Here is a 20,099-nt window from a genome sequence, read left to right as displayed (position 1 = left end):
TCTCCTCAGTGCATCACAAGGCTTTTCTTATCGGTACAGCTGGCCGGCTCTACGGCCGGGTTGGCGCTGGCAGGCGGTTCGGGCTGCGTCACTGGCTGGCCATCGAGCACCTGGTTCATCCGTGCGCTGTCCAGGGCACCGACCCACTTGGCGATGGCCATGGTGCCGACGGCATTGCCGATGGTGTTGGTGATGGCGCGGGCTTCGGACATGAAGCGGTCGACACCCAGCAGCAGGACCATGCCGGCCACCGGGATGTTGTCCATGGTCGCCAGGGTCGCGGCCAGGGTGATGAAGCCCGAGCCGGTCACGCCCGCCGAGCCCTTGGAGGTGAGCAGCAGCACGCCGAGCACGATCAGCTGGTCCATCAGGGTCAGCGGGGTGTTGGTGGCCTGGGCGATGAAGATCGCCGCCATGGTGTAATAGATGCACTGGCCATCGGGGTTGAAGGTCAGCCCCGAAGGGATCACCAGGCCAACCACCGGCTTGGACACGCCGACCTTTTCCAGCTTGTTCATCAATTGCGGCACCACCGACTCGGAGGAGCTGGTACCCAGCACGGTGAACAGCTCTTCGCGCAGGTACTTGAGGAACTTCCACAGGCTGAAGCCCGACATCCGCGCAATGCTGCCAAGCACCAGCACCACGAACAGGAAACAGGTCAGGTACATGGTCGCCATCAGCTTGCCCAGCGACACGATCGAACCCAGGCCGTACTTGCCGACGGTGAAGGCCATGGCGCCACAGGCCGCCAGCGGCGCGACCCGCATGACCAGGCCAACGATGTAGAACATGCCGTGGGAAAACGCTTCAAGCACATCGACCATCGGCTTGCCGCGCTCGCCGAGGTTGGCCAGGGCAATGCCCAGCAAGGTCGAGAACAACAGGATCTGCAGGATTTCGTTCCTGACGAAGGCGTCGGCCACGCTGCCGGGAATCACATGCAGGAGAAAATCGGTGAAACCACCCGAGCCGCTGGCAGCTGCGGCGGTGTAGGTGGAAATGGCCTGGGTATCAAGGGTGGCGGGGTCGACATTCATGCCCTGCCCCGGCTGCACCAGGTTGACCACGACCAAGCCGAGCACCAGGGCGAAGGTCGACAGCACCTCGAAGTAGATCAGCGCCCGGGCGCCGACCCGGCCGAGCTCTTTCATGTTTTCCATCTTGGCGATGCCCAGCACCACCGTGGCGAAGATGATCGGTGCGAAGACCATCTTGATCAGCTTGATGAAGGCGTCACCGAGGGGCTTCATGTCGGTGCCGACTGCAGGCCAGAACACCCCCAGCACAATGCCCAGGGACACGCCTATCAACACTTGTACGTACAGCTTGCCTATCAATCGCTTGGCCATTGCCGTCTCCGAATTATTGTTGTGAGTCGGATGAATGTGGCGGCTGGGCCAGCGGGTGCGTACAGGCAGGACGCGCTTGGGCCCAGAGTGCGTGTGGTTATCACGTGGGCTAAAGGTAAGGGCTTTTCCAGATTGCAGTAATACAATGAAATTCAACTCATTGTTTACCTGTGGTTATCAATAGCGGCTCGCACAGCGGGCGGGTTTCTTTACAGCGAGCAAGCACTTGTCGCCCCGGGTCTGCGATCAATGGCCTGCCGGCGCGCCCTTCGCAGTGCTGCACCCAGCTATCCTGTGAGATGCAGTTCCCTTCCAGTGGAGGTGTGCGATGCGTGCGTTCACGTGGAGTTACCTGCTGATGCTGCTGTGTGCGGCGTCAGCGGCCCAGGCCCAGTCGGTGGTACCGCTCAAGGGCCAGAGCAGCCAGCAGATGCAGCTGGACATCAACGACTGCAACACCGTGGCGACCAACGCCGCCAACAGCGCCAGCAGCAGTACGTCTGGCAGCCACGTCGGCGGCAGGGTCAAGGGCGCTGCCGCCGGTGCCGCAGCGGGTGCGGTGGGCGCCCAGGTGCGTGGCAATCAGCACGACGAGGTCTATGACCGGGTCGGCGACAATGCCAAGCAAGAGTACCGGCAGAACCGTGCAGGCCAGGGGGCAGCCGCCGGTGCAGCGGTCGGTGCCTCGCGGCAACGCCAGGAGCGCCGCGAAGACCGGCGCAACCAGGGCCAGGCGCAAAGCTCGGCGCATGCCAGCGCCTACAGCGGGTGCCTGCAAGGGCGTGGCTACCAGGTCAACCCTTGATGATGTCGACCGAGATTTCCACCGCAGTCACTGTGCCGCGATTTTCCAGCCAGTGCGTGGTGTTGTGGTCTTCGGGCCAGCCGACACCAGGGCCGTAGTCGGTGGCCCGACCATTGCGGTGGTCGGTGATGGTGCCTTGCAGGATGAACACCGTGCCGGGCCGGTCCTTGTGATCATGGACCGGCCCGAACACCCCACCTGGGGCGATGGTCACCTTGCGCATGCGCAACTGGCGGCCGGCCATGCCTTCGATTTCCGGCCCCAGATCGACCGTTGCCAGTAACTCCACCGTCACGCCACGGGTTTCGGGTGCTGCCTGTTCGTTGTTCATGGGGGGTACTCAGCGGGCTGTCCTCTATTCAGTTAAGCCAACGTCTGGCCTAGCTGCGCGGGGAGGCGCTGGAGGCATTGCATCGGGCTCGGGTGATATGACCGTTGGGGCCGCTTGCCAGCGATGGGCTGCAGGCAGCCCCAGGGTTCAAGCCGAAGCCAACATGGATCGGGTAGCTTCATAGGCAGCTTTCAGACACAGCTCAGGCGCAAACAGCGCCGAGGGCGTTTCAACGCTAACTTGCACGTCAGCCGGCAATGCACTCAACAGTGCCTCCAACGGCAACTGGCCGCGCCCCGGCATCAAACGCCCTTCCCGTGCCTCCTGAATGATCAACGTCTCCTCCGGCGCCTGCAGCGGCGCATCGCACACCTGCACAGCCCGCAGATAAAGGGGGTCGACCTGAGCGACTGCGTTCTCATCTCCACCAGAGCGATACAGGTGCAGCGCATCCAGCAGCACACCCGCATTGCCCTGCCCGGCCGCCGTCACCACGGCTACCGCCTGCTGCAGCGTTGCCACCGGCCGCCAGCGCATGAATTCCAGGTCCACACGCATCCCGTAGCCGCCGGCCAGTTCGCACAAGGCCGCGAAATTGTGCACGAGACGCGCATGATCCAGATCATCCCCGGAAACCGTGAGACTGCTGGCGCCGAGGTCCGCACCTGCGGCAAGCAAGCCTTCGTAGTCGGTAAGCTGAAACTCCGGTTTCAACGAAACGAATTCGATATCGCTGACTCGCACGCCCTCGCCCGCGATCACCGCCTTCAACTCACGTGCCGCCAAGCTGCCAGACTTCAGCGGGTAGGCTCTGGCGCCCGGCATCACCGGGTGCAGGCGCAACCCTACAGCCTCGAAGCCGGCCCGCGCCGCCTCACGCACCAGCTCGACCGGCGCCAGGTTCAGCGCCGTCAGGTGGGCAACTCCAAGCGGCCTCAATAGGTCGCCCTCCCGCCACTGAGGTCGAACACGAAACCGGTGGTGAAGCTGCATTCCGGCCCCGCGATCCAGGCCACCATGTTGGCAATCTCCTCCGCCTTGAGGAAACGCCCCATGGGGATCTTGGCCTTGCTGGCGGCGATGTGTTCCGGGGTCATTTCTGCCATCAGTGGGGTCTCGACCATGGCGGGGGCGATGCAGTTGAGTAGCACGCCGTCCTGGGCCAACTCCTTGGCCGCCGCCTTGGTGAAGGCGATGACGCCGGCCTTGGCCGCCGAATAGGCCGAGATGTACTGCACGCCGTCCTTGCCAGCCATCGAGGCGACGTTGACGATGCGCCCGTAACCACGCTCACGCATGTGCGGGATGGCGGTGCGGCAGCAGTAGAAAACACCATTGAGGTCGATGGCGATGACTTTGTCCCAGGCTTCTGGCGGGTATTCCCACGAGGCGACTACGGGGCCGTTGATACCGGCATTGTTGACCAGGATCTCGACCTGCCCTACATGGGCCAGCGCCGCAGCGAACGCAGCCTCCACCGACGCCAGCGAGGCCACGTCCACGGCCTGGCGCAGCACCGGCTCGAAGCCGTTTTCAGCACTGTTCCAGCCATCGACCGCGAGGTCCCAGATCACCACCTGGGCGCCGGCCTGGTGCAGGCGCTGGGCGATCGCCAGGCCGATGCCGCGCATGCCGCCGGTAACGATTGCTGTTTGCCCGTGCAGGGGTTGGCTCATTGTCTTGCTCCATTTTCGACAGAAGGAATATCCGGCAGGCGACGCAGGTCGCGCACCATGAACAGGTAACACAGCGCACCCAGTGCGGTGATCGACGAGACGAAGGCCAGCGCCCAGACGAACGAGCCGGTGGCGCTGACGATCAGGCCGATGGTCAGCGGAGTGACGATGCCGGCGGCGTTGGCGAACAGGTTGAACAGCCCGCCACTGAGGCCCAGCAGGCCTTTGGGCGCGATGTCGGAGACGATCATCCAGGCCAGGGCCGACATGCCCTGGGCGAAGTAGGCGACGCAGAGAATGGTGATCACCAGCGCATCGGACTCGACATAGTTGGCCAGCACGATGATCGATGCCGTCAGCAACCCGGCAATCACCGGCAACTTGCGCGCCAGGTTCAGCGAGTAGCCGCGGCGCAGCAGCGCATCGGATATCCAGCCGCCAACCAACGTGCCCAGCGACGCGGCAATGAACGGCAGCACCGCCACCCAACCTACCTTGAGCCAGGGCATGTGCCGCTCGGTGACCAGGTAGGTGGGGAACCAGGTGAGGAAGAACACGTTGGTCGAGTTGCAGGCGAACTGCCCCAGGCAGATGCCGAGCATGTTGCGGTGCTTGAGCAGCGCCGGGATCTGCGACCAGCGGAACTGAGTGGCCTTCTGCCCGCCATCCACCACGCCGCCGCCGGCAGCGATGTAGTCGAGCTCTGCCTGGTTGGCCGAAGTCGACTGGTGCGGCTCGTGGTATTTGCGCCACCACACCAGGCCATAGAGGATGCCCAGCAGGCCCACCGCCATCAGCAGGAAGCGCCAGCCATAGGCATGCAGCACCCAGAACAGCAAGGGGGTCAGGAACGCAAGCCCGGTGTACTCGGCAAAGGTGTAGATGCCGGTCGCCCGCGCCCGCTCGCTTTGCGGGAACCAGGTCGCCACCACACGGCTGTTGGTGGGGAAGCAAGGGGCTTCGGTCACGCCGACCAGAAAACGCATGCCCAGCAGCGACAGAAAGCCCTGGGCCAGGCCCTGCAGGCCGGTGAACAGCGACCACAGGGTCAGCGCCAGCCAATAGGTGAGCTTGGTGCCGAGGCGGTCGATAAGGATACCGCCGGGGATCTGCGCGGCGGCGTAGGTCCAGGAAAACGCCGAGAAGATCACCCCCATCATCGCCGCGTTCAGGCCCAGGTCGGCACTGATGCTCGGGGCGGCGATACCCATCACGCTGCGGTCCAGGTAGTTGATCATGGTGCCACCGGAAATCAGCGCCAGGATCATGAAACGGGTACGGGTGCGTTGTTGCGCGCGTGCGGGGTTATCGAGGGTATCGAACACCCCGACGCCAATTGTCTGCTTAGTGCTCATGGCGATTGCTCTCTTGTTATTGGAATGGCAAGTGCTGTGAATCAGGCAAAACCGAACAGCCGTCGCGGGGTGTCCCACATGACCTTGCGACGCAGGCGGGCGTCGGGCATCAGGCGTTCGGCCAGTTTCAGCAGCGGGCCGTAGTCGACACGCGAATGCTGGCGGATGAATGGCCAGTCCGAGCCCCATACGCAGGCATCGGGGCCGAACGCATCGAGCAGCATCCGTACATAGCCATGGCTTTGCTCATACAGGCCCTCGGCATCAGCGAACTTCTGCATGCCCGACAGCTTCACGCAGGCCCGCCCGCTGCGAGCGAGCTGCAACAGGGCCTGAAAGCCGGCCTGCTGCAGGCCTGCAGCGGCATCCGGGCGGCCGCAGTGGTCGATCAGCAGGCGCGCCGAGCTGTGCGCGATCAGCCACTGCAAGTCCAGCAACTGGTCCTCGCAGACTTGCACCTGGGCGAACATGCCCAGCTCGGCGAGCTTGCCGAACAGCGGCTCGGCATCACGCATGCTCGGCACGCCATACAGCGCCGGATTGAAGGCCACACCGACCACGCCCCGCTCCTTCAGTGCAGCCAAGGCGTCCAGGCCAATCTGCCGTTCGACCACTGCAATCCCTTTGAAGCGCCCCTGGCCAGCAGCGAGTGCGTGCAGCAACAGGGTATTGTCGGTGTGGTAGCCACTGTTGGGGCCCACCAGCAAGGCATGGCGCACGCCATAGGCATCCATCACCTGGTTGAACTGGGCCAGGGTGGCGACCTCCTGGCCAGACGGCGCATAGGGGGCGTCGGCGTGGTAAGCGAAGCGTGCGGGGTCAAACAGATGGTTATGGCAGTCGATCTTGGGTTCGTCGTAGATGTTCAAGTGCGGTTCCTTCAAGCGCCACTGCGCTTGCCTGCAGATCTTGTTATTGTTCGCCGCCAGGGCGATTTGCCTGGGCTCACGATACTGCGGGCGGCTGCACAGCGCTCATACACAGATGACGAAGACCATAACCGAAGGTAATACTCATGCAGGCTGGTCAGGAAAGTGCAGAGGGCAGTGCCATGGTGTTCAAGCTGCGGCACATGGAGGTGTTCCGGGCTGTCATGCTCACCGGCTCGATCAGTGCTGCCGCGAAGCTGCTGTATGTCTCGCAGCCGGCGGTGAGCAAGCTGATCGGCTACATCGAAGGGCGCCTGGCCTACCGATTGTTCGAGCGCATCAACAACCGACTGGTACCCACCGCCGAAGCGCAGATCCTTTATCGTGAGGTCGAACGGGTGTATCAGGCCGCGCTACAGGTCAACGAATGCGCGCTGTCACTGGCTGCGGGAGGCCAGCGCAAGCTGCGCATTTCCTGCAGCGCCTCGCTGTCGACGGTGGTGATCCCCACGGCACTGGCCCAGCTCAAGCGTGAATCGCCGTCACTGCAGATCGAATGGCAGACCTCGCTGATGCACGAGATGCCCAACCAGATCCTGTCGAAGAAGGTCGACCTGTCGATTGCCGCGTTGCCGGTAGTGCACGACCACCTGCATTCGCAGGCATTCATGCGCGGGCGCATGGTGGTGGTGATGCCGGCCGGGCATGCCTTGGCGCAGCAGCCTTCATTGACCCTGCAACAGCTGCAGGGCCATGCGTTGCTGCTGTTCCGCCCGGACATGCCGTTCGGCCAGCTGTTGGCGGGGCATATCGAGCAGCGCGGTTTGCAGCTTGATTCGCTGCTGTCGTTCACCAATGCCAACGAGGCGGTGGCGTTGGTCAAGCAGGGCATGGGCATCAGCGTGATCGACGAGTTCGTTGCCCAGGACAGCGGTTTGCATGTGGTGCCGCTGGTTGACGAGATACATTTCGATATCAGCTTCGTTTACTCGCGCTTCGAGCCGCCGTCGCAGTCGGCGCTGCATCTGATGCGGGTGTTGCATGGCCAGGCGCTGGCGCTTGGGCGGGGTATCGAGGGGTTCAGGTTGGGCTCGGGGTGAATGGATTGATGGCTTCAAGGTGTACGGCGGGGCATTTTCAGCGCCTGGGAGATCGAGCGCCGCCCGCGCGGCGCATCGCGAGCTGCGCTCGCTCCTACGTTTGTTTTGGGCCAGTAACGCCTGTGACAGACGCGCGCGACCGCCTGGTTTATACGACGGGATATCGCGCCATGCGCCAAGGCGTTCGCGCGCAAATCCCCCAGAAATAATTGGCCCGAAACAAACGTAGGAGCGAGCGCAGCTCGCGATGCGCCGCGCGGGCGGCGCTCGATTCATGCCACCCCAAAATACTCAAGACCGGCACAATCACCCCGACCGCGGCAACCTGATCGCCACGCTCAAGCCCCCCGCCTCGCCCGCCTTCGCGCTGATACTGCCCTGGTGCAGCCCGATGGCGCGGCGGGCGATGGCCAGGCCCAGGCCGAAACCATCGGCGCCGCTTTGCCCGCCTCGATCGAACGGCTCGAAGATGCTTTGCAGGCGAGCCGGTTCCACGCCCGGCCCCTGGTCGACGATATGCACCTGCAACTGCTCCCCGCCGCCCACCAGCACCGCCTCGACACGCACCTCGCTGCCCGGCGCGGTATAGCGCACTGCATTGCGGATCACGTTTTCGAAGGCGCGGTACAGCAACTCCTCATGGCCACGGGTGACGAAGGTGCCAGCGCCCTGCAAGCTGACCTGCGCCTGCTTCATGCCCGCCTCGAAACGGGCATCCTCGACGATCTGCGCCAGCACCTCGACGGCATCCAGCTCCCCCTGCTCGCTTTGGCCTTGCTGCGACTGTACCCGCGCCAGGGTCAGCAATTGCTCGATCAGGTCATCCATGCGCCGGGATTCGCGCTCGATACGCCCGAGCATCTCTTCCCGTTCGGGCTGCTGACGCAGCAGCCCGATGGCCACATGCAGACGGGTCAGCGGCGAGCGCAATTCGTGGGAGATGTCGTGCAGCAACTGCTGCTGTGCTTCGACCAGCGCCTTGAGCTGCCCGGCCATGCGGTCGCAGTCTTCGGCCAGCTCGACGATTTCGTCGCGCCGACGCCCCAGGCGCGGGCGCACACGCACGTCGAAGCGGCCCTGGGCAACCTGGCCCATGGCCTCGCGAAGCCAGGTCAGTGGCCGGGTCAGGTACAGGCTGCAGAGCAAGGCGAACACTGCACTCATCAGCGTACCGGTCAGCAACGGGCCCATGCCCCGTGGGGGCGGCGCTTCATCCAGACGGGTGGCCACTGAAGCCCGCAGCACCAGGGCCTGGCCACCCTCGTCGAGCAGCGCCCGCTCGAAGCGCGGCGTGTCCACTGCGCGCCCGGCCAGCAAGTGGCCGGTGCCGTCATACAGGCCAACTTGCACATCTGGCGGCTGCGGCGATACCTGCAGGTACTGACGACCGGCCTGCTCGCCATAGCGGTGCAGCAGGTTCAGTTCCGTTGCCAGCATCGACCGCAACCCAGGGGTGTCCCCGCGCAGGTCGTTAAGCATGAAGGCCCCGGCACCGACCAGGAAGGTCAGGCTGTTGGCCAGCCAGAAAGCCAGGAACAGCTTCCAGAACAGGCGCCGGCGCATCATTCGACGATCAGCATGTAACCCATGCCCCGCACACTCTGGATCCAGCTGCTGCCATCATCGCGCGGGCCAAGCTTCTGGCGAATGCTGCTGATGTGCACATCGATGCGCCGGTCATAACGGGTCAATGGCCGGCCCAGGGCGTTCAACGACAGGTCTTGCTTGCTGACCAGCTGGCCAGCCTGGCGGGCCAGGGCTTCGAGCAGGCTGAACTCGGTACCGGTCAGGTCCAGCGGTATCGGCCCCCACTGCGCCTTGCGCCGCCCAGGCCACAGGGTCAGCGCACCGCGGCCGATGGACTCGGCGCCCTGGCTTTCGGCCAGCATCTGCGGATGCACCCGGCGCAGGATCGCCCGCAGGCGCGCCACCAGCTCACCCGGTGAGCTGGGCTTGGGGACATAGTCGTCGGCGCCCAGTTCCAGGCCGGCGATACGGTCGACGTTGTCACCCCGTGCGGTCAACAGCAGCACCGGCACCTGGCTGCGCGCACGAATGCGCCGCAACACTTCGATGCCCGAGATGCCTGGCAGCATCACGTCCAGCACCACCAGGCGGTAAAGCCCGCTCAAGGCGCGGGCCTCGCCCTCCTCGCCGGTGGCCACGGCAGTGGCCTGGAAACCCTCGCGGGCCAGGTACAGGGCGAGCATTTCGGTCAGTTCGCGGTCGTCGTCGACCAGCAGTACGGGGATCATGATGGATAACGTGCCAGGTTCTGCAAAAACGCCATGATCGCCCCGTCCTAACGCAGCGTGGGCGAACTTTACACATCTTTACCCTCGGTTAACCGCGCCGAACACAGCCCGCCCGTATGCTCAACGCCCGCTTCCCGGCAGCCCCGTGCTGCTCTTCTACGCCCGCCTGGAACCCTCGATGAACTACCCGCGACTGTTGCTCTCCATCCTGCTGCTCAATGCCTCCATGGCCCAGGCCGCGTCGTTCAGGATCGCCGACATCCGCGTCAACGGCCTGCAGCGGGTATCCGCCGGCAGCGTGTTCGGCGCCTTGCCGCTCAACGTTGGCGACCAGGCTGACGACCGCCGCCTGGTGGAGTCGACCCGTTCGCTGTTCAAGACCGGCTTCTTCCAGGACATCCAGCTCAACCGCGATGGCAACGTCCTGATCATCAACGTGGTCGAGCGCCCGTCGGTGTCGAGCATCGAGATCGAGGGCAACAAGGCGATCAGCACCGATGACCTGATGAAAGGCCTGAAACAGTCTGGCCTGGCCGAAGGCGAGATCTTCCAGCGTGCCACCCTCGAAGGCGTGCGCAACGAGCTGCAGCGCCAGTACGTGGCCCAGGGCCGCTACTCGGCCGAGGTCGACGCCGAGGTGGTGCCTCAGCCGCGCAACCGCGTTGCCCTGAAGATCAAGATCAACGAAGGCACCGTCGCCGCCATCCAGCACATCAACATCGTTGGCAACACCGTGTTCAGCGATGAAGAGCTGCAGCAGCTGTTCGAGCTGAAGACCACCAACTGGCTGTCGTTCTTCAAGAACGATGACAAGTACGCCCGCGAAAAACTCTCCGGTGACCTGGAGCGCCTGCGTTCCTACTACCTGGACCGCGGCTACATCAATATGGACATCGCCTCCACCCAGGTGTCGATCACCCCGGACAAGAAGCACGTCTACATCACCGTCAACGTCAACGAAGGCGAGAAATACACCGTTCGCGACGTGAAGCTGTCGGGTGACCTGAAGGTGCCGGAAGACCAGGTCAAGTCGCTGCTGCTGGTGCAGCCGGGCCAGGTGTTCTCGCGCAAGGTGATGACCACCACCTCCGAGCTGATCACCCGTCGCCTGGGCAACGAAGGCTACACCTTCGCCAACGTCAACGGTGTACCGCAGCCGAACGACCAGGATCACACCGTCGACATCATGTTCGTGGTCGACCCGGGCAAGCGTGCCTACGTCAACCGCATCAACTACCGCGGCAACACCAAGACCGAAGACGAAGTGCTGCGCCGTGAAATGCGCCAGATGGAAGGTGGCTGGGCGTCGACCTACCTGATCGACCAGTCCAAGACCCGTCTGGAGCGCCTGGGCTTCTTCAAGGAAGTCAACGTCGAAACCCCGGCAGTGCCAGGCACCGACGACCAGGTCGACGTCAACTACAGCGTTGAGGAACAGGCCTCCGGCTCGATCACCGCCAGCGTCGGCTTCGCCCAGAGCGCCGGTCTGATCCTGGGCGGTTCGATCAGCCAGAGCAACTTCCTCGGTACCGGCAACAAGGTGTCCATCGGCCTGACCCGCTCGGAATACCAGACCAAATACAACTTCGGCTTCGTCAACCCCTACTTCACCGAAGACGGCGTGAGCCTGGGTTACAACCTGTTCTACAGCAGCACCGACTACAGCGACTACTACGATAACGGAGTGTCCTACTACGCCATCAACAGCTATGGCGCAGGTGTCAGCTTCGGCTACCCGATCAACGAGACATCGCGCCTGACTTACGGCCTGACCCTGCAGCACGACGACATCAACCCGGGCACCTACAGCGCCGACGAGATCTACGACTTCATCCAGCGCGAAGGCAAGAGCTTCAACAACCTCAAGGCCTCGATCGGCTGGTCCGAGTCGACCCTGAACAAAGGGGTACTGGCGACCCGCGGTCACTCCCAGGCCCTGACCCTGATGGCCACCACCCCGGGCAGCGACCTGTCGTTCTACAAACTCGACTACAACGGCCAGACCTTCCTGCCCGTAAGCAAGGACACCACCCTGCGCCTGCACACCACGCTGGGCTACGGCAACGGCTACGGCGCCACCGACGGCCTGCCCTTCTACGAGAGCTACACCGCGGGTGGCCAGGGCTCGGTACGCGGTTTCAAGGACGGCACCCTCGGCCCGCGCAGCACCCCGGCCACCGGTACCTACGCGAGCGCCGGCCAGGCTTATTACTCCGACCGCGACACCGACGTGCTCGGCGGCAACATCCTGGTCACCGGCGGCGCCGAGTACATCTTCCCGATGCCGTTCATCAAGAACCAGAGCCAACTGCGCAGCTCGGTGTTCGTCGACGCCGGCAACGTCTATGCCGACACGTGCTACCTGTCCACCACCCAGGGCTGCGGCAACGTCGACCTGAACCAGCTGGCGGTATCGCTGGGCGTGGGAGTGACCTGGTACAGCCCGATGGGGCCACTGAGTTTCAGCCTGGCGGCGCCGCTGAAGAAACCGGACAACGCCGAGACGCAGATCTTCCAGTTCTCCCTTGGGCAGACCTTCTGAGTCAGCGCGCACAAATTACCGGTTTTTACCCTCGCTTAACCCAAGTTGACAGTCACCTTGCCTAAGCTGAGATCTATATGAACATGCCTTGCAGGTAACCCCATGCCTCCCTTCGCCCCCACCGCCCTGGCCTCGGCATTGCACGATGACGTTCGCACCTCGCTGCTCGACCTGGTGCAACGGCGCCTGGCTGCACTGCTCGGCCCGCGCTACACCGTCATTCTCGCCGCCAGTGGTAACGCGCCCAGCCTTTACCACCTGGCCATCCAGCACAACCAGAGCGGTGTGTCGCTGGAAGACAGCGGCAACATCGACCCGGGCTTCGCCGAACGGTTGCTGGCGCTGGGCACCCAAGCCAAAGCCATGCTCGAGTCGGAAGCCTTCGCACGTATGGGCAGCGACGACCCGAAACGCCCGCTGGTCTGGTTGCGCGAGCACAGCTTTTGACTGCAAGTGACCGTCCATCGACCTTGTGTAAATGACTAAACCGCTGACTGATCAGAACTTTTCCCCATTAACTTGTCTATTGGGACATGCACACGCGTGCACCGGGCGCGAGCCGGAAGTGCCGCACCGGTGCATGTCCCTATGTCAACCTGGGGTTGTCCTGGCACATGAACATCAAACTCCCGAGACTGCTGCTTACCAGCCTGTTTGCCCTCGCCGCCATCGGCTCGGCGCAGGCGAATACGATGCACCACTCGAACCCTGCACTGGCCCATGAAACAGCGGCCCAGGCACCAGCACGCGCAGCCGAAAACCCATGGCCGAGCCTGGCCAGCGTGACCAATCCACAACCCGCCACGATGCTAGCCCATGACGACCGCTACTGGCGCGATGGCCGCTGGCATTACCACAGCGAAGACCGCCGCCGTGAGGAATGGCGCCGGGCCCAGTGGCGCCGCGAGCAGGCCCGCCGCGAAGCCGAGCGCCGTCACGAGTGGGAGCGCCGTCACGATCACGACCGCGCCCACCATTACGATGACCGCCGCTACTATCGCCGTTGAGGCCCTGGCCGTCACAACCGATCGCACATGACCAACAGGCCGAAGCCGGCCTGGTCGCAGCGGGTGCCGAGCACCACGCCCTGGGCTTTGAGGCTGAGCAACAGCGCAAGGCCCTGGGCCTCGATGGCGCTGGGTGCGACGCCGGCAGCCTCGGCCAGCGCCGCCAGGTGCTCGCGCCCGCTCAGCGGCTGGTCCTGCAACGCCACCAACAGGGCATAGGCCAGCGGCGCAAGGCGCGAAAAGGTCACCTGGTGGCCTGCACCTCGGTGGGCCAACAGCAAGGTCGGCTCGGCGGGTGCCTCATCCGCCAGATGCTCCGGCCCGATATGGCTGACCGGCCAGGCATAGGCCAACGGCACGGCGAGGCTGGACAGCACAGGGACGCCATCGAGCAGATCACCTTCAGGGTCATGCTCAGGTTGGTCGGCATCGCTCAGCAGCAATGCGGTCTCGATCCATTCGTAATGGGCAAGTTCGGCGATCCAGCCGGGCTGATCGGTTCGCCCCTGCAGGTACTCGACCCATTCGCCGCCCACTTCGGTGAACAGCGGCGTCTGGCAGCGATGGTTGGCATAGAAATCTTCGCTCAACCCCTGCCAGTGCTCGGCGGCCAGGCTGGCATGCAGCACCGGGAAGCTGCCGGCCAGCAGCGACTGCAGGTTACCGAAGAACAGTTGCCGGTACACCGCCAGGCGCCGCGCGTCGATGCCAGGTGGCGGTGGATTGGCCAGCGGATCGCGGATATGGCCGGCCATGCGCAGTTGTTGTTCGCGCAGCGACTCAGCCATGGCGCACCGCCTGGGCCTGCGCCGTGGGTTGCAGGCTGCGGATGTGCTCCACCTCGGTCAGCAGTTCGGCCAGCGGTGGCAGGTTGAAGTCGCGCTCGAGCAAGGTCGGCACCGGCCCCAGGTGCTGGTAGGCGCTGGCCAGCAGGCCCCAGACATCGGCCTTGACGCTGGCGCCGTGGGTATCGATCTTCAAGTCTGGCGCTTCGTCGTAGTGCCCGGCAACATGCAAGCAGACCACCCGCTCGGCCGGCACCTGGGCCAGGAATTGCGCGGCGTCGTAGCGATGGTTGCAGGCATTGACCACGATGTTGTTGATGTCCAGCAGCAGGTCGCAGTCAGCCTCGCTCAACACCGCCTGAAGAAACTCGATCTCGCTCATCGCCTGATACGGCGCGGCGTAATACGAGATGTTCTCCACCGCAATGCGCCGGCCAAGGGCATCCTGGGCCTCGGCAATCCGCCGGGCAGTATGGCGCACGGCTTCGTCGGTGAAAGGCAGCGGAACAAGGTCGTACAGATGGCCGTCATCGGCGCAGTAGCTCAGGTGCTCACTGAACAGCGGTACCTGATGACGGTCGAGAAATGCGCGGATCTGGCGCAGGAAGCCATGGTCCAGCGGTGCCGGGCCACCCAGCGACAGCGACAGGCCATGGCAGGCCAGTGGATAGCGCTCGGCCAGTTGCGCCAGGCCTTCGCCGAAGGCGCCACCCACACCGATCCAGTTGTCCGGGGCGCATTCGAGAAAGTCCACGGCGCTGGCGTCCATGTTCAGCAGTTCAGGCAACAGCGCGCGGCGCAAGCCCAAGCCCGCGCCCTGCAGGGAAGAAGAAGGGGTCATCGGCATGCTCCTTGTGGTGCAGCGCCCTCCCCGGCCCGCGCCAGGGGAGGATGCCACCGTGGGTCAGTTCTTCGCCTGGCTCAGCTTGCTGTACAGGTCTGTCGGGAATGGATTGCCGTTGGCGTCGAACTGGTGCTTGCGGAACTGGTAGACCTCGGCCTCGGAAAGGTAGCCGTCGTGGTTGGCGTCGATCGCATCGAACTCGGCGCCGGCGCCCGGGGCGACCGCCAGCAGTTCGGCGCGGGACACCCGCCCGTCATGGTCGGCGTCGGTACGGGCGAACGAAGCGTCGCCACACTTGCCTTCACCGCATTTACCTTCGGCCTGGGTGGCCTTGGCCTTGGCACCGCTGGCGCCGCACTTGCCCTCGCCGCACTTGCCTTCGGCCTGGGTGACTTTGGCCTTGGCGCCGCTGGCGCCGCACTTGCCTTCACCACATTTGCCTTCCCCGGCCTTTTCCGCAGCCGCCAGTTGGTAGCCTTGTGGCAGTGCTTCGACGGCAAAGGCCGAGGAAGCCAGGTTGATCCCGCCCACCAGGGCGATGCCGAGCAGGCCGAGACGGGTCTTGTTGGGGAACTGGATACGGGACATGGTGTTTCTCCTGATAGTCATACGGTGATGTCACATGGGCGAAAGAGCCAGGGAACGCAGGCCGTAGGGCGTGTTCGTTCGGGCTGGCTCATTTGGCCCCAGGCATGTATCCCGGGCGTATCAGGAGAGCGAAGGATTTGTAAGCGAGTAGCGGTGGCAGGCGCATTGATACAAAGCGATACACGCGCCTGCCTGGCGTGCAGATGTCAGCGGCGGCCCAGCAACCTGGCCAGGGCGAAAGTGGCGACCACGGCCAGTACCACGGCACCGGCAATGGCCGGCACGCTGCCCCACTGCTCGATGAAGCTGTTCACCGTCAGATAGAAACCCAACACGCCTACGCCGCCAATGGCATTGCCGCGCACGATTGCGCCCAGCTCATGGTGCCCACCCTGAACATGGGCGAACACCGCCAGCGGCCAGGCAATCACCGGGATCGGCGCCAGCAGGCCGCTGGCCACCGGCCCCAGCCACTCGGCGCTGGCGGTGATCGCCACCAGCAGCGCAGTGGCCGTGAGCATGCGCATCGGGATCACCCAGCGCGGCAGTTGCACCACCTTGGCGTTGCCGCTGGGTGCCGGTTGCGAGGTGACGACGATGATCAGGCTCAGCAGCGCCAGCGTCACCACCACCGACAACGCCAGCCAGCCCAGATGGCTCATCAGTGCCGCCGTGGCGGCATACACCGCCAGCGCGGCGATGCAGCCAGGCAAGGCGCCGATCCGCCGCGTCACCAGGTAGTAGAACAAGTAGGTTGCCTGGACCGCCGCCAGGCCGGCCAATGCCCCAGGCACTGCCTGCAGGGCAAAGCCCGGGCCCTGTTCGAGGCTGAGAAACAGCACGACCAAGGCTGATGTGACCGGCAGCCCGGAGAGCAGGCCGCCGATTTGCGTACCCCAGCGCTTGGCTGCCAGCGAGATGGCCAGCATGAGCGTGGGGGTGATGAGAAACTTGAGGTAGAAGGCAGTCATGGGGAGCTAGCGCGTTTCGATAAGAAGGGAGGCCAGGTGCATCGGCGCCCCCATGCTAAACGATGCGCACTGGCTTTTCGCGGTTTTCTCAGCGGCCCGACTGCGCGATCTCGGCCATCACCTCGGCCCGCGTGGTCACGTTGCCGAAGTGATGCTTCCAGAGGTCGATACCCAACTTGCCCGAGCGATCCAGCGATGAGCCGACGGTCAGGTCGGTCACCAGCGTCGGGCACAGCCCGGCATCGAACAGCGCAAAGCCTGCTGCCAGCACGCAGGTTTCGGTCTGCATGCCGCACACCAGCACGCGCTCCACGCCCAGTTGCCTGATGTGGGCGAGGGTCTCGGCGGTCTGGCCATAGCCATGCTTGATGAACACCTGGTCCACTTCGACCAGGCACTCGTCTTCGGCGGCCGGGTGCCAGCCGAGCTGGCGCTGGAACGGCGTCACCTGCTCATCGTGCAACTCGACCGAGGCGATCGACGGAATCCTCGCTGACAACAGACGAATCCCGTCCACCAGCCACTCGGGGGGGCTGAAGGTGGACTGGACATCAACGATGAGCAGAACCTGCTGCATTAACGACTCCTGAATGCTCAAAACGGCCGCGGAGTATATCTGCTTCACAGGCCGCTGGTGGAACCTGCCCGGCACTGTGTATGCTGGCCACGCCCGAGCCCGATGCACCGGACGCCCCTATGCCCGTTGACCTGCAAGCACTTTACCCCAAGCTGATCCAGCTGATGCTGGACACCGTGTTCGTGGTCGACCGGGACAACACCATCGTGTTCGTCAGCAATGCCTGCGAGGCGTTGCTCGGTTATCGCGCCGACGAGCTGATCGGCACCCCGATCACTCACTATATGCACCCCGAAGACCTGGAAACCACCCGGGCCTCGATCATCCGGGTGATGAACGGCCAGCCGCACTGTGACTTCCGCAACCGCTACCTGCGCAAGGACGGTGGCGTGGTGCACATCCTCTGGTCGGCCTTCTGGTCCGAAGAAGTCGGCGCGCGCATCGGCGTGGCGCGCAACGTCACGGCGCTCACCCAGGCCGAGCAGGAGTTGCGCTTCCTGGCCCATCATGACCCGCTGACCCGGCTGTGCAACCGCTCGCTGTTCAACGAGCGGCTGGCCAGCGCCCTGCGCCACGGGCGGCCGTTTGCCTTGCTGTTTCTCGATATCAATGACTTCAAGGGCATCAACGATGTGCACGGGCATGCCATCGGTGACCAGGTGCTGTGCGCCGTGGCAAGGCGCCTTGAGGGTTGTGTCGGCCAGCAGGACACAGTGGCGCGCATCGGCGGCGACGAGTTCACCGTGCTACTGACCGAATTGAACTCGGCAGGCGCGGTTGCCGAAAAGATGGCCCAGATCCTCGCCGCCATGGCCGCGCCACTGGCCAGCGCGCAGCGTGCGCTGCCCATGCCGTCCTGCAGCATCGGCGTGGCCTGCTACCCGGCCGACGGCGCAGACATCGACACACTGCTCAACTGCGCCGACGATGACATGTACCGCAAGAAGCGGCGCCGCTCCGTGGCCGGATAAGCCACCGCCGGTAATGGCTGCCGCTGAGGTACCCGCTGTGGCATGCTTTGCGCCCCGCACCACAGGCCCACACAGGTACCCCGCCATGACCCAAGCCACCGACCAGGCATTCTACGACCGCGCCGATGCGCATATCGACCTGGCCAACCAACAGCTCGATACACTCGCCGACATCGGCAAGGTCAGCGCCTCGATGACCTTTGCCGCCAGCCGCTTCAGTGCCTGGCTCAGCGCCCGCAACTTCAAGTCGGGCGCCGAAATGGCCGCCGCGCGCGAAGAAATCCTGAAGTACTTCAGCGAACAGTACCGGATGATGCTGGAGGACAACGTCGACGAATACATCGAGCAATTCGACCGCTACGTGCTGGGCAAGGAAAGCTGAGCCTCAGACCCTGAACCGCCCCACCAGCGCCGTCATCTCCCCGACCAGCCCGGACAACGCCTGGCTGGCCTCGCTGGTTTGCTGCGCCCCCGCCGCCGAATAGCTCGACAGCTCACGGATGTTCAGCAGGTTGCGGTCCACCTCGCGCGCCACCTGCGCCTGTTCTTCAGCTGCGCTGGCGATCACCAGGTTGCGCTCGTTGATCTCGCCGATGGCGCTGTAGATACCTTCCAGCACCTGGCCCGAGGCCAGGGTGACGTCGAGGGTCGACTGGGCGCGGCTGGTGCTGGCCTGCATCGAGGCAACCGCCGCTTCAGTGCCCTGCTGCACACGGCCGATCATCTGCTCGATTTCCTGGGTCGAGGCCTGGGTCCGGTACGCGAGCGTGCGCACTTCATCGGCCACCACGGCAAAGCCGCGCCCGGCATCGCCGGCGCGCGCCGCCTCGATGGCGGCGTTGAGCGCCAGCAGGTTGGTCTGCTCGGACACCGAACGGATCACCTCCAGCACCTTGCCGATATCCCGGACCTGGCCGACCAACTGCTCCAGGTGGGCGCTGCTGGCCTGGATCTCTTGGGTCATGGCCTGTGTGCCATCGATGTTGTCGCTGACTTGCCGACGGCTCTTTTCCGCCAGCTGATTGGATTCTTGGGTGGCCTGGGAGGTGCTGACGGCATTGCGCGCCACCTCCTCCACCGCCGTGGTCATCTCGGTGACGGCGGTAGCCGCCTGCTCCAGTTCCTGGCCCTGCTGGCGCAAGTTGCTGGCGCTTTCTTCGGTAACCGTATTCAGTGCGCCCGCCGCGTCGGCAAGTTGCCGGGTGCAGTCACTGATCTTGCCCAAGGTATCGCGCTGGCTCTGCTGCATGCGCTGCAGCTCATGGAACAGCTGGCCGATCTCGTTGCGCCGATGCACCTCGACCGGCACGCTCAAGTCGCCACCGGCAATCCGCTGAAAGTGCCGGCCGGCCTCGCGCAGCGGGTGCAGCACACGTTGCGCGATGAACGCCCAGCAAAGGCCAGCGAGCAGCACGGTCACCGTCAGCAGTGCCAGGCTCAGCAGTTGTGCGCGCTCCAGGCGGCGGTCGGATTCCAGCATGATCTGCTGGCTGCGCTCGCTCAAGGCAGCAACCAGTTGCTGGCGCAGCGCCTGCAGCTGGCCCATGGCGTTGCCAGCGTCGATGTTGACCTTGAAGTACTGCTCCAGCGAGCGTTGGCGCGTGGCTTCGCGCTGCCCTTGCACCGCCTTGGCATACTCGCCGAAGGTGGCTTGCAGCGCTTGGGCCACCGCATGCAAGCCAGGCTCCTGCACGTTCTCGACAAATTCATCGACCAGCTTCTGGCTCTTGTCGTTGAGCTCGACAGACATCGCCATGCGCTTGTTCGCGCTCTCGTCATGGCCGCCAAGCTGCTCGATGAAACCCGAAGACACGTTGGCACTGGAACGGATCGCCATCAGCAGTGCGTTGTTCAGCCGGTCGGACTGGTGTGCGGTCTGGTCCAGTTCGCTGATCTGCTCGTCGCTGCCCAGTGCTGCCCGCCAGGCACTGATGGTGGAAAACAGCAAGGTCAGGCTGAACAACAACAGCACCCAGAACATTCCGGTACGTATCTTCAGGTCGGCAAACATGCGGGCAGAGCTCCTCTCGTGCGTGTTGGCGCCACCTGTGGTCGAGGTTTCGACGGTGGC

General features: G+C 64.3%; 21 protein-coding genes. 7 read left to right on the top strand and 14 right to left on the bottom strand.

Annotation, left to right across the window (positions count from 1 at the left end):
- Positions 1-5 precede the first annotated feature (5 nt).
- Positions 6-1,352 (bottom strand): dicarboxylate/amino acid:cation symporter, encoded by a 1,347-nt coding sequence (locus tag OCX61_RS12235; protein ID WP_261944042.1) that lies wholly within the window; start codon positions 1,350-1,352, stop codon positions 6-8.
- Positions 1,353-1,680: 328 nt separating this feature from the next.
- Between OCX61_RS12235 and OCX61_RS12230 the strand changes: the two genes are divergently transcribed.
- On the top strand, positions 1,681-2,157 hold the full coding sequence (locus OCX61_RS12230; protein ID WP_261944041.1) for a YMGG-like glycine zipper-containing protein: 477 nt from the start codon (positions 1,681-1,683) through the stop codon (positions 2,155-2,157).
- Here the strand turns inward: OCX61_RS12230 and OCX61_RS12225 are convergent.
- The 5 genes from OCX61_RS12225 to OCX61_RS12205 all read right to left on the bottom strand — a co-directional run bounded on the left by OCX61_RS12225 (position 2,147) and on the right by OCX61_RS12205 (position 6,388).
- The gene (locus OCX61_RS12225) at positions 2,147-2,488 is read right to left on the bottom strand and encodes a cupin domain-containing protein (protein WP_261944040.1); all 342 of its coding nucleotides are present in this window, start codon (positions 2,486-2,488) and stop codon (positions 2,147-2,149) included. The two genes, OCX61_RS12230 and OCX61_RS12225, sit on opposite strands and share 11 nt — an antisense overlap.
- 147 nt (positions 2,489-2,635) lie before the next feature.
- A complete protein-coding gene (locus tag OCX61_RS12220) occupies positions 2,636-3,427 on the bottom strand; it encodes a sugar phosphate isomerase/epimerase family protein (protein WP_261944305.1) in 792 nt (263 codons plus the stop codon).
- Positions 3,424-4,164: an SDR family NAD(P)-dependent oxidoreductase gene (locus OCX61_RS12215; RefSeq protein WP_261944039.1), complete on the bottom strand. Its 741-nt coding sequence runs from the start codon at positions 4,162-4,164 to the stop codon at positions 3,424-3,426. The genes OCX61_RS12220 and OCX61_RS12215 overlap by 4 nt, the downstream gene beginning before the upstream one ends.
- The gene (locus OCX61_RS12210; protein WP_261944038.1) at positions 4,161-5,519 is read right to left on the bottom strand and encodes an MFS transporter; all 1,359 of its coding nucleotides are present in this window, start codon (positions 5,517-5,519) and stop codon (positions 4,161-4,163) included. The genes OCX61_RS12215 and OCX61_RS12210 overlap by 4 nt, the downstream gene beginning before the upstream one ends.
- Before the next feature lie 41 nt (positions 5,520-5,560).
- The gene (locus tag OCX61_RS12205; protein ID WP_261944037.1) at positions 5,561-6,388 is read right to left on the bottom strand and encodes an amidohydrolase family protein; all 828 of its coding nucleotides are present in this window, start codon (positions 6,386-6,388) and stop codon (positions 5,561-5,563) included.
- A 146-nt stretch (positions 6,389-6,534) separates the two neighbouring features.
- Here OCX61_RS12205 and OCX61_RS12200 point away from each other — a divergent pair, with 146 nt between their 5' ends.
- Positions 6,535-7,488: a LysR family transcriptional regulator gene (locus OCX61_RS12200; RefSeq protein ID WP_261944036.1), complete on the top strand. Its 954-nt coding sequence runs from the start codon at positions 6,535-6,537 to the stop codon at positions 7,486-7,488.
- A gap of 306 nt (positions 7,489-7,794) precedes the next feature.
- Here OCX61_RS12200 and OCX61_RS12195 read toward each other — a convergent pair whose 3' ends face one another.
- The gene (locus OCX61_RS12195; RefSeq protein ID WP_261944035.1) at positions 7,795-9,054 is read right to left on the bottom strand and encodes a HAMP domain-containing sensor histidine kinase; all 1,260 of its coding nucleotides are present in this window, start codon (positions 9,052-9,054) and stop codon (positions 7,795-7,797) included.
- Positions 9,051-9,743, bottom strand: coding sequence for a response regulator transcription factor (locus OCX61_RS12190; protein WP_261944034.1), 693 nt, complete (start codon positions 9,741-9,743; stop codon positions 9,051-9,053). The genes OCX61_RS12195 and OCX61_RS12190 overlap by 4 nt, the downstream gene beginning before the upstream one ends.
- Before the next feature lie 178 nt (positions 9,744-9,921).
- Between OCX61_RS12190 and bamA the strand changes: the two genes are divergently transcribed.
- The 3 genes from bamA (at position 9,922) to OCX61_RS12175 (ending at position 13,292) form a co-directional block, all read left to right on the top strand.
- Positions 9,922-12,285: an outer membrane protein assembly factor BamA gene (bamA, locus tag OCX61_RS12185; RefSeq protein ID WP_261944033.1), complete on the top strand. Its 2,364-nt coding sequence runs from the start codon at positions 9,922-9,924 to the stop codon at positions 12,283-12,285.
- Positions 12,286-12,387: 102 nt separating this feature from the next.
- On the top strand, positions 12,388-12,732 hold the full coding sequence (locus tag OCX61_RS12180) for a hypothetical protein (protein WP_261944032.1): 345 nt from the start codon (positions 12,388-12,390) through the stop codon (positions 12,730-12,732).
- 167 nt (positions 12,733-12,899) lie between these two features.
- Positions 12,900-13,292, top strand: coding sequence for a hypothetical protein (locus OCX61_RS12175; protein ID WP_261944031.1), 393 nt, complete (start codon positions 12,900-12,902; stop codon positions 13,290-13,292).
- 11 nt (positions 13,293-13,303) lie between these two features.
- Here OCX61_RS12175 and OCX61_RS12170 read toward each other — a convergent pair whose 3' ends face one another.
- The 5 genes from OCX61_RS12170 to OCX61_RS12150 all read right to left on the bottom strand — a co-directional run bounded on the left by OCX61_RS12170 (position 13,304) and on the right by OCX61_RS12150 (position 17,057).
- Positions 13,304-14,080, bottom strand: a complete 777-nt coding sequence (locus OCX61_RS12170) for an HvfC family RiPP maturation protein (protein ID WP_261944030.1) — start codon at positions 14,078-14,080, stop codon at positions 13,304-13,306.
- Complete coding sequence (locus OCX61_RS12165) at positions 14,073-14,918, bottom strand: HvfB family MNIO-type RiPP peptide maturase (RefSeq protein WP_261944029.1); 846 nt, start codon at positions 14,916-14,918, stop codon at positions 14,073-14,075. Before OCX61_RS12165 ends, OCX61_RS12170 begins: the two co-directional genes overlap by 8 nt.
- Positions 14,919-14,981: 63 nt before the next feature.
- Positions 14,982-15,509 (bottom strand): HvfA family oxazolone/thioamide-modified RiPP metallophore, encoded by a 528-nt coding sequence (locus OCX61_RS12160; protein WP_261944028.1) that lies wholly within the window; start codon positions 15,507-15,509, stop codon positions 14,982-14,984.
- A 206-nt stretch (positions 15,510-15,715) separates the two neighbouring features.
- Complete coding sequence (locus OCX61_RS12155) at positions 15,716-16,480, bottom strand: hypothetical protein (protein WP_261944027.1); 765 nt, start codon at positions 16,478-16,480, stop codon at positions 15,716-15,718.
- Between the two features lie 88 nt (positions 16,481-16,568).
- A complete protein-coding gene (locus OCX61_RS12150; RefSeq protein WP_261944026.1) occupies positions 16,569-17,057 on the bottom strand; it encodes an isochorismatase family protein in 489 nt (162 codons plus the stop codon).
- 119 nt (positions 17,058-17,176) lie between these two features.
- Between OCX61_RS12150 and OCX61_RS12145 the strand changes: the two genes are divergently transcribed.
- Positions 17,177-18,028, top strand: a complete 852-nt coding sequence (locus OCX61_RS12145; protein WP_261944025.1) for a sensor domain-containing diguanylate cyclase — start codon at positions 17,177-17,179, stop codon at positions 18,026-18,028.
- 85 nt (positions 18,029-18,113) lie between these two features.
- Positions 18,114-18,410 (top strand): DUF3144 domain-containing protein, encoded by a 297-nt coding sequence (locus tag OCX61_RS12140; RefSeq protein WP_261944024.1) that lies wholly within the window; start codon positions 18,114-18,116, stop codon positions 18,408-18,410.
- Positions 18,411-18,413: 3 nt separating this feature from the next.
- On the opposite strand, the gene pcaY is transcribed toward OCX61_RS12140, so the two are convergent.
- Positions 18,414-20,039 carry a methyl-accepting chemotaxis protein PcaY gene (gene pcaY, locus OCX61_RS12135; RefSeq protein WP_261944023.1) on the bottom strand — a complete coding sequence of 542 codons (1,626 nt, stop codon included), beginning with the start codon at positions 20,037-20,039 and terminating at the stop codon, positions 18,414-18,416.
- Positions 20,040-20,099: the final 60 nt, after the last annotated feature.

Source organism: Pseudomonas sp. LRP2-20 (assembly GCF_024349685.1).
In the GTDB taxonomy this organism is placed as follows: domain Bacteria; phylum Pseudomonadota; class Gammaproteobacteria; order Pseudomonadales; family Pseudomonadaceae; genus Aquipseudomonas.
Note: the sequence above shows the minus strand (reverse complement) of the source record. Positions and strands in the feature narration are given on the sequence as shown.